This window comes from Bradyrhizobium sp. PRIMUS42 (genome assembly GCF_023006515.1).
Classification (GTDB): Bacteria; Pseudomonadota; Alphaproteobacteria; order Rhizobiales; family Xanthobacteraceae; genus Bradyrhizobium.
In genome coordinates this window covers 1-8,369 of record NZ_JALBGZ010000246.1, presented here as the reverse complement: position 1 = coordinate 8,369, position 8,369 = coordinate 1, and the positions used below count along the sequence as shown (strand labels likewise).

Genomic DNA, 8,369 nt, shown 5'->3' with positions numbered 1-8,369 from the left:
ATCGAACGGGCCGAACGGCAGGCCGGCAAGCCCGTCACTGCCGCGCGCGGTCAGGATCAGAGGCTCTTGGCCCGCGATCGCGACGATGGCCGCGGTCAGGCCGATCTCGATCGGCGTCAGGAGCTTGTCGCTCATGCGGTGACGATCGCAGGTGGTGGCAGAAAGACATGTCGATCAATTGCGGCAGTCTCGCCGCGGGCTCGCTGCACCTCTCCCGCTTGCGGGAGAGGTCGCGCCGAAGGCGCGGGTGAGGGTTCTCGCCTCTTGGGGAGTCCCGATGAGGCAAGACCCTCCGCTTGCGGGAGAGGGAGCGCAGCTATCTTGTGGCGCGCAGCTGTCATTCGAGCTCGATCACGAAGGGGCGGCCCTCGACCATCATCGCACCCGGGCCGATCTCGTCGAGCGCCCGCAGCATGCGACCGTTGCGTCCGAGGGCACGGTCGGCAAGACCGACGATGCGCCGGTTCGGCGAGGCGATCGGCGAGGCCGCGCGGATCTTCCTGGCGATATCGAGCTCGTCGCGGTTTGGATTGAGCGCGCAGACCGCCGCGAACGCGCTCGCGGTGGAGCGGCTGATGCCGGCATAGCAATGAACCACCAGCGGTGCGCTGCGGTCCCAGCTGCGCACGAAGTTCAGCACCTGATCGATATGCGTCTCGGACGGTGCGACGAAACCGTCCATCTCCTCGGTGATGTCGTCCATCGACACCTTGAGATGATTGGCCGGTAGCACCGATACTGGACGTGCCACCTGCTCGACATTGGCCATCACGGTCAGCACATGGCTGGCCCCGGTGAGGCGGACGGTTTCGGGAAGCGCGGCGAGGGAACAGACGTGGATCATGGCGGACCTTTTTCTTGATTATAACCGCGGCCGTAGGGTGGGCAAAGCGACATGTCCGCCGTAGCTCGAAGAGCGAAGGCGGAAGCGTGCCCACCACTTTTGTCGTAAGTGCGAGAAGATGGTGGGCACGGCGCAAGAGCGCCTATGCCACCCTACGGACCTACGCGAACACCGCGCCAAACCGCTCCAGGAACTGCTTCTCGGCCCGCGCCGCGGTCCAGGGCGTCAGATAGTCGCGCCGGACGCTGTCGGAGAGGCCGGGATCCTTGCCGAACAGGCGCTTCGCCTCGGGCTCTTCGAAGCCGGCAAGCGCGGTCGCCTCCAGATAGGCCGCGCCGCGATCGGCGGCCTTGATGGCCAGCGTGATCTCCTCCGGCAGCTCCGGCGGCAGGCCGAAGCGGACGTGGATGGCGCCGAGCAAGCGCTTCTCGACCGCCTTGTAATGGCCGTCGAGCACAGCCTTGAACGGCGAGATCATGTCGCCGATCACATATTCGGGCGCATCGTGCAGCAGCGCGGCGAGCCGCATGCGCCGATCGACACGCGGCATCTCGTGCCGCAGCACGGTTTCAACCAGCAGCGTATGCTGTGCGACCGAGAAGATATGCGCGCCTGTCGTCTGCCCGTTCCAGCGCGCGACGCGCGCGAGGCCGTGCGCGATGTCGGCGATCTCGACGTCGAGCGGCGAGGGATCGAGCAGATCGAGCCGCCGGCCCGACAGCATGCGCTGCCAGGCGCGGGATTGCGCAACGGGCGCCGTCTTCTTCGCGGTCATTTTGCCTTGAGGCGCGGCTTGCGCTGCGTCTTGCCGCAGATCGCGTGACAATGGCAGTCGACGAGGTGGTCGTTGACCATGCCGGTCGCCTCCATGAAGGCATAGACGATGGTCGGGCCGACGAATTTGAAGCCGCGCGAGGATAGCTCTTTCGAGATCTGCACCGACAATGGTGTCGAGGCCGGCACGCTCGCGGTGGTCTTGAACTGGTTGACCTTGGGTCGCCCGTCCATGAAGTCCCACAGCAGCTTCGAGAAGCCCGGCCCCTTCTCCATGATGTCGAGATAGGACTTCGCGCTCATTATCGCGCCGTCGATCTTGGCCTTGTTGCGAACGATGCCGGCATCGTTCATCAGCGCATGAACCTTCTTCTCGTTGTAACGCGCGATCTTCTCCGGCTGGAAATCGTCGAAGGCTTTGCGGAAATTGTCGCGCTTGCGCAAAATCGTGATCCAGGAGAGGCCGGCCTGGAAACCGTCGAGGATCAGTTTTTCGTACAGCGCGCGGTCGTCATATTCCGGCACACCCCATTCGGTGTCGTGATAGGCGACATAGAGCGGATCTTCGCCGGGCCAAGGGCAGCGGGATTTTCCGTCGGGATGCAGGCGGGGAGCGCGGCTCATGCGGTGGGCTGCTTGGCCGGAATGCGAACGACATCGGGTTCGGCGAGCGTCAAAGCCAGCCCCCCGGCGGTGAGGGGCTGACCGGCGTCGAGCGCGTCCGCGACTCGGTCGATGCGCACCAGCGCAATGCCCTTGCCGCCGGACGTCGAGCCGATAGTGCCGACCGGCTTGTCGCCGGCGAGAATGGTCGCGCCGGCCTCGGGCGAGGGACCGTCGAGCAACACCTTGACGCTGCGGGTGCGCGCGGTGCCGCGATGCTGCATGCGCGAGACGACCTCCTGGCCGACATAGCAGCCCTTGTCGAAATCGACGCCGGCAAGACGGTCCATGTTGGTCTCGTGCGGGAACGCGTCGCTGTACATGAAATCGAGCCCGCCGCGCGGCACGCCGAGCGCGATGCGGTGCGCCTCGTATTCGGTCGCATCGACCAGTTCGGCCCCGATCAGATCGGACAGCTTCTGCTTGAGGTCTTCGGGGATCAGGATGCGAACGCCGAGGCCGTCATTGCGCGGGTCGGTGAAGGCGAGGTCCGGCTGGGCCGCGGGCTGCCCGTCCCAGGCGGTAAGCACGCCGAGATCGCCGGAAAGGTTTTCCACCGTGACCTTGGCGCGCAACTTGTAGAATTTCAGCTTGGTGGCGAGGCTGTCTGCCAGCGCTTTCGGGCAGTCGATCAGGAACCCGCCGCCGTGACCCGCGGGCGCTTCCGTGATCAGGAAATCGACGATGATCTTGCCCTGTGGCGTCAGCAGTGCGCCGAATCGCCCCAGGCCCGGCTTCAGCCTGTCGACGTCGGTCGTGACCAGGCCGTTGAGGAAGTTGCGCGCATCCTCGCCCGCGACCTTGACCACGCCCCGGTCGGGAAGAAACGCTGATTTCATACGAAAATCTCTTGCGACATGTTGCTCCGGAACGTAAGCCCGCGAGGCATAAACGACAAGACCTCGAGCCCTGCGCTTGGGGATGAGAGAGGCCTTCAGCCATGACCCAGCGTTTCGACGTGATCCTCAAAGGCGGCACCGTCGTCAACCAGGACGGCGAGGGTGTTCGCGATATCGGCATCACCAACGGCCGGATCGTCGAACTGGGCCCGCTGTCGCAGGCCTCGGCCGCGGAGGTGATCGACTGCAAGGGCCTGCACATCCTGCCCGGCGTCATGGACACGCAGGTGCATTTCCGCGAGCCCGGACTGGAGCAGAAGGAAGACCTCGAGACCGGTTCGCGCAGCGCCGTGATGGGCGGTGTCACCGCCGTGTTCGAGATGCCGAACACGTCTCCGTTGACGGTGACGGAAGCCACTTTCACCGACAAGGTGAAGCGCGCCCATCACCGCATGCATTGCGATTTCGCCTTCTTCATCGGCGGCACTCGCGAGAATGTACAGGATTTGCCGGTGCTCGAGCGCGCGCCGGGCTGCGCGGGCGTCAAAGTGTTCATCGGCTCCTCGACCGGCGCACTGCTGGTGGAGGACGACGAGAGCCTGCGCCGCATCTTCCAGGTGATCCGCCGCCGCGCCGCGTTCCATGCCGAGGACGAGTACCGCCTCAACGACCGCAAATCGCTGCGCATCGAGGGCGATCCGCGCTCGCATCCGGTGTGGCGCGACGAGACCGCGGCGCTGATGGCGACGCAGCGCCTCGTCAAGCTCGCGCATGAGACCGGCAAGCGCATCCACGTGCTGCACATCTCGACCAAGGAAGAGATCGAGTTCCTGCGCGATCACAAGGACGTCGCCTCCTGCGAGGCCACGCCGCATCACCTCACGCTGGTCGCGCCCGAATGCTACGAGCGGCTCGGCACGCTGGCGCAGATGAATCCGCCGGTGCGCGGGGCCGATCATCGTGCCGGCATCTGGCGCGGCATCGAGCAGGGCATCATCGACGTGCTCGGCTCCGACCACGCCCCGCATACGCTGGAGGAGAAGCAGAAGACCTATCCGGCTTCGCCCTCCGGCATGACCGGCGTCCAGACGCTGGTGCCCTTGATGCTCGATCACGTCAACGCGGGTCGGCTCTCCCTGGCGCGCTTCGTCGACCTCACCAGCGCCGGCCCCGCGCGCCTCTACAACATGGCCTGCAAGGGCCGCATCGCCGCCGGCTACGACGCCGACTTCACGGTCGTTGATCTCAAGCGCAGCGAGACGATCACCAACAAATGGGTGGCGTCCAAGGCCGGCTGGACCCCCTATGACGGCGTGCGCGTCACGGGCTGGCCCGTCGGCACCTTCATCCGCGGCCGCCGCGTGATGTGGCAAGGCGAGCTTGTGACGGCCTCGCAAGGCGAGCCGGTGCGGTTTCTGGAAACGTTGAAGCAGTAAGTTGCTGCGGCCGGTATAATCCGTCATCCTGAGGTGCGCGCCATGCGGTGCTTTTGCACCGTATGGCAAGCCTCGAAGGATGAGCGGCCCCGCTGGCGGCCGTCGCCCTTCGAAGCCTCCGCTACGCTCCGGCACCTCAGGGTGACGGAGATTGTGCGCGTATGACGGGAGAATATTCCAATGAGTCAGAGTGCCCTCATCACCACCGGGCAGCTCGCCGCCATCCTCGGCGATCCCAACCTGCGCCTCTACGACTGCACGACCTACAACGAACCCGTCCCGCCGGGCAGCGACGTGCCCTATCGCGCCGTGCCCGGCGACAAGACCTTCGCCGCCGGCCACATTCCCGGTGCCGATTTCCTCGATTTGCAGGGCGAGTTCTCCGACGCCTCCGCGCAGCAATTCTTCATGATGCCCGGTGTGGCCCAGCTGGAGGCCGCCTTCGGCCGCCACGGCCTCGACGCAAGCAAGACCATTGTGCTCTACAGCATCGGCACGATGATGTGGGCGACGCGGTTCTGGTGGATGCTGCGCTCGCTCGGCGTCGATGCGCATGTGCTCGGCGGCGGCTTCGACAAATGGAAGCAAGAGGGGCGGCCGGTCGAGACAGGTGCACCGAAGGGATATCCGGCGGCGATCTTCAAGGCCGCACCGCGCGCGGGTTTCTTCGTTGACAAGACTATTGTGAAGACGCGGATCGGCGATTCCGCGACGGTCACCGTCAACGCGCTGGGGCCGCAGTTTCATCGCGGCCTCGAGCCGAGCCGCTACGGCCGGCCGGGCCGCGTTCCCGGCAGCGTCAACGTATCAGCCGCAACGCTCGTCAACGCCGACAAGACCCTGACGACGCTTGCCGACGCCGAAGCCAAATTCGCCGCGGCAGGCGTCACGCGCGACAAGAATGTGATCTGCTATTGCGGCGGCGGCATCTCGGCGACGATCGACCTGTTCCTGCTGACGCAGCTCGGCTACGACAAGCTGACGCTCTACGACGCCTCGATGGGGGAATGGGCGAGGGACCCGGAACTGCCGATCGAGACGGATTAGCTCTTACCCTCCCCTGGAGGGGACCCCTCCAGGGTAGGAAAGATCAGGGCAAGAAATCTCGGAACCTTTCGTCTGGGCCTGCATCCAATGTCCGGAACCAATGGAGATGAGGCGCTCGCCATGCCAGGGACCGCAGCCGGCCTGTCCGCCGGTGTCAGGACGTCGGAATCCGAGCTGATCGACCGTGCGCGGCGCCGGGATGAAGCCGCATTGCGCGAGATCATGCAGGCCAACAACCGCAGGCTCTACAGGCTCGCCCGCGGTATCCTGCGCAGCGATAGTGAGGCGGAGGACGTGGTGCAGGAAACCTATATCCGCGCATTCACGCATCTCGACGACTTTCTTGGTGCGTCGGCGCTGTCGACGTGGTTGTCGCGCATTGCCATCAACCAAGCGCTCGGATGCGCACGCGCTCGGAAGCCGCAGGTCGAACTGGGATCGCTGCCGGAGGCGACGCTCGAAGCGCAAATCATCCAGTTTCCCCTCTCGTCCGCCGCAACTGATCCGGAAAAATCCATGGCTCAACGCGAGATCCAGCGCGTCGTCGAACATGCGGTCGATGAATTGCCCGACGCCTACCGCATGGTCTTCATCGCGCGGGTGATGGAGGGGATGAGCATGGAGGAGACGGCCGAGCTGCTCGGTATCAAGCCCGAGACGGTGAAGACGCGGCTGCACCGTGCGCGCACCCTGCTGCGCGAGAATGTCGAGAAGAAGATCGGCCCCGTCGTGATGGATGCATTTCCGTTCGCCGGCCAGCGCTGCGAGCGGCTGACGGAGGCCGTGCTCAGGCGCCTTGGCATTGGCTGATTGGCATCGGCTGATTGGCGTCGGCTGAAATTTTTCGGGAACGTTTGCGCGAAACTCCCATCCAACTCCTGTGAAGCAACGCGCCGGCCAACCGTCCGGCAGCACAGGAGTGTCAAACCATGTTGATCCGATGGAGCGCGGCAGTCGCCGCAGCAATTCTGTTGTCGAGCCCCGCGCTGCTGCAAGGCGCCAGCGCGGCCGACAAACCCTCCGATCCGCAGATCGCTCACATCGCCTACACCGCCGGCGTGATCGACATCAACGCGGCCAAACAGGCGCAGAAGAAGGCCAAGAGCAAGGATGTGAAAGCGTTCGCGGAGGACATGCTGCGCGACCACGAGGCGGTCAACAAGCAGGCGCTCGCGCTGGTCAAGAAGCTGAACGTCACGCCGGAGGACAACGACACCAGCAAGGCGCTGTCCAAGCAGGCGAGCGACAAGCTGGTCGAGCTCGACAAGCTGGACGGCGTGGCGTTCGACAAGGCCTATGTCGCCAACGAGGTCGCCTTCCACAAGGCGGTCAACGGCGCGCTGGAGACCCAGCTGATTCCGTCCGCGAACAATGCCGAGCTGAGGAGCCTGCTGCAAACCGGCCTGAAGATTTTCCAGGGTCATCAGCAGCACGCCGAGCACGTCGCGGCCGAGCTGAAATAGGGAGGGTGCGATGATGTCGGGGCGGCTGTTTTCGATCGCTATCGCGCTTGTCTTCGCGGCGATGGTCGTCCCGGCACACGCCGCGACCATCGAGATCACGATGGAGAATCTAGAGATATCTCCGGCTCATGTGTCGGCCAAGGTCGGCGACACCATCAACTGGATCAACAAGGACGTCTTTGCCCACACCGCCACCGCGAGGAACGGCGACTTCGACGTGACACTGCCGCCGAAGAAATCGGCGACATCAGTTCTGAAGAAGGCGGGAACGATCGATTATTACTGCCGCTATCATCCCAACATGAAAGCGACGCTCAAGATCGAGCCGTGAGGAGAGCACGTTCCCTGCGCTCACTCGCCTTCTGGGACTATCGGAGAAATTCTCTCCAGCGCGACAGTTCGATGATGTGCTCGGACGAGAGAATGTCCGTCACGAGCGGCGGCTGCGCCGCTGTTCGGATCTCATAGAGATGCCGGGTCGTCGCCGGCTTCTCCATGAAGACCGAGATGCACTCGTCAAGAGTGCCTTCGCTTATCTGATACGGCTCCCGGTCCGGCCGGCGCTGGTTCGCAAGCGACGGCCATTTATGCAGCGCGGCAAGCGCACCGAAATCGACCTTTGAATCCGCAACACCGTCCCCCATCGCTTCGCCTCACGCAAAAAATGCCCCGGCGCGCGGATTTACGTGCCGGGGCCTACACCTATCGCTGCATCTCAATGCCACGGACCTTCAACGCGGCCGCCGGGAAAAGGTTCCCGGCCGGCCTGTCGTTGTCAGCTCGCGGCCGCCGCGATCCTGTGCCCCGGGCTGGCCTGACCTTGGCTGTGCTCCTCACTGCTGCTGACTTCCAGCGGGAGCCCGGCGAAGCGTCGCAAGGCTTCCGCCATCTGTCCCCGTCCGGGCGCGCCGGTGATCACCACATCGACCATGGTGAATGACGAGTGGAAGTGGCCGTGCGCCCTGAGCTGCTCGACCTGGACGCCTGCGGCCGCCATGGCCTCGGCATAAGCGATACCTTCGTCGCGCAAGGGATCGAACTCGCAGGTCGTCACGAGAGCCGGCGGCAGCCCGGCGACCTTGCCGCGCAGCGGCGAGACGCGCGGATCGGTGCGGTCCGCCGGCGAGCAGTAGAGGTCCCAGAACCAGTACATCAGCGAGCGCGTCAGGAAGTAGCCCGTCGCATTGTCGTTGTAGGAGGGACGGTCGAAGGTGCAGTCGGTGACCGGGCAGATCAGGAGCTGGCCGGCGATCTCGGGCCCGCCACGGTCGCGCGCGAGCTGGCAGGTGACGGCGGCGATGTT

Annotated in this window: 11 protein-coding genes and 1 pseudogene; 5 read left to right on the top strand and 7 right to left on the bottom strand. The window is 64.8% G+C overall.

Features of this window, described 5'->3' with window-relative positions; genetic code table 11:
- The 5 genes and pseudogenes from MOV75_RS19140 to MOV75_RS19120 form a co-directional block, all read right to left on the bottom strand.
- Positions 1 to 135, bottom strand: a pseudogene (locus tag MOV75_RS19140) (NAD regulator); the annotation flags it as partial.
- Between the two features lie 202 nt (positions 136 to 337).
- Positions 338 to 844, bottom strand: a complete 507-nt coding sequence (locus tag MOV75_RS19135) for a tyrosine phosphatase family protein (RefSeq protein ID WP_246926623.1) — start codon at positions 842 to 844, stop codon at positions 338 to 340.
- Between the two features lie 160 nt (positions 845 to 1,004).
- On the bottom strand, positions 1,005 to 1,619 hold the full coding sequence (locus MOV75_RS19130) for a YfbR-like 5'-deoxynucleotidase (protein WP_246926621.1): 615 nt from the start codon (positions 1,617 to 1,619) through the stop codon (positions 1,005 to 1,007).
- Complete coding sequence (locus tag MOV75_RS19125; RefSeq protein WP_246926619.1) at positions 1,616 to 2,242, bottom strand: DNA-3-methyladenine glycosylase I; 627 nt, start codon at positions 2,240 to 2,242, stop codon at positions 1,616 to 1,618. Before MOV75_RS19125 ends, MOV75_RS19130 begins: the two co-directional genes overlap by 4 nt.
- Entirely contained in the window at positions 2,239 to 3,120 is an 882-nt protein-coding gene (locus MOV75_RS19120; protein ID WP_246926617.1) for a folate-binding protein YgfZ, read from the bottom strand. The genes MOV75_RS19125 and MOV75_RS19120 overlap by 4 nt, the downstream gene beginning before the upstream one ends.
- 101 nt (positions 3,121 to 3,221) lie before the next feature.
- Between MOV75_RS19120 and MOV75_RS19115 the strand changes: the two genes are divergently transcribed.
- The 5 genes from MOV75_RS19115 (at position 3,222) to MOV75_RS19095 (ending at position 7,397) form a co-directional block, all read left to right on the top strand.
- Complete coding sequence (locus MOV75_RS19115) at positions 3,222 to 4,556, top strand: dihydroorotase (RefSeq protein ID WP_246926615.1); 1,335 nt, start codon at positions 3,222 to 3,224, stop codon at positions 4,554 to 4,556.
- Positions 4,557 to 4,736: 180 nt separating this feature from the next.
- Positions 4,737 to 5,603: a sulfurtransferase gene (locus MOV75_RS19110; RefSeq protein ID WP_246926613.1), complete on the top strand. Its 867-nt coding sequence runs from the start codon at positions 4,737 to 4,739 to the stop codon at positions 5,601 to 5,603.
- Between the two features lie 120 nt (positions 5,604 to 5,723).
- Positions 5,724 to 6,413: an RNA polymerase sigma factor gene (locus tag MOV75_RS19105; protein ID WP_246926604.1), complete on the top strand. Its 690-nt coding sequence runs from the start codon at positions 5,724 to 5,726 to the stop codon at positions 6,411 to 6,413.
- A 119-nt stretch (positions 6,414 to 6,532) separates the two neighbouring features.
- Positions 6,533 to 7,066, top strand: a complete 534-nt coding sequence (locus tag MOV75_RS19100; RefSeq protein ID WP_246926602.1) for a DUF4142 domain-containing protein — start codon at positions 6,533 to 6,535, stop codon at positions 7,064 to 7,066.
- Positions 7,067 to 7,076: 10 nt separating this feature from the next.
- On the top strand, positions 7,077 to 7,397 hold the full coding sequence (locus tag MOV75_RS19095) for a cupredoxin domain-containing protein (RefSeq protein ID WP_246926600.1): 321 nt from the start codon (positions 7,077 to 7,079) through the stop codon (positions 7,395 to 7,397).
- 37 nt (positions 7,398 to 7,434) lie between these two features.
- Here MOV75_RS19095 and MOV75_RS19090 read toward each other — a convergent pair whose 3' ends face one another.
- Both MOV75_RS19090 and MOV75_RS19085 read right to left on the bottom strand, forming a co-directional pair.
- The gene (locus MOV75_RS19090) at positions 7,435 to 7,710 is read right to left on the bottom strand and encodes a hypothetical protein (RefSeq protein WP_246926587.1); all 276 of its coding nucleotides are present in this window, start codon (positions 7,708 to 7,710) and stop codon (positions 7,435 to 7,437) included.
- A gap of 131 nt (positions 7,711 to 7,841) precedes the next feature.
- Positions 7,842 to 8,369: alpha/beta hydrolase fold domain-containing protein (locus MOV75_RS19085; RefSeq protein ID WP_247006387.1), on the bottom strand; the 528-nt coding region annotated here is incomplete at its 5' end.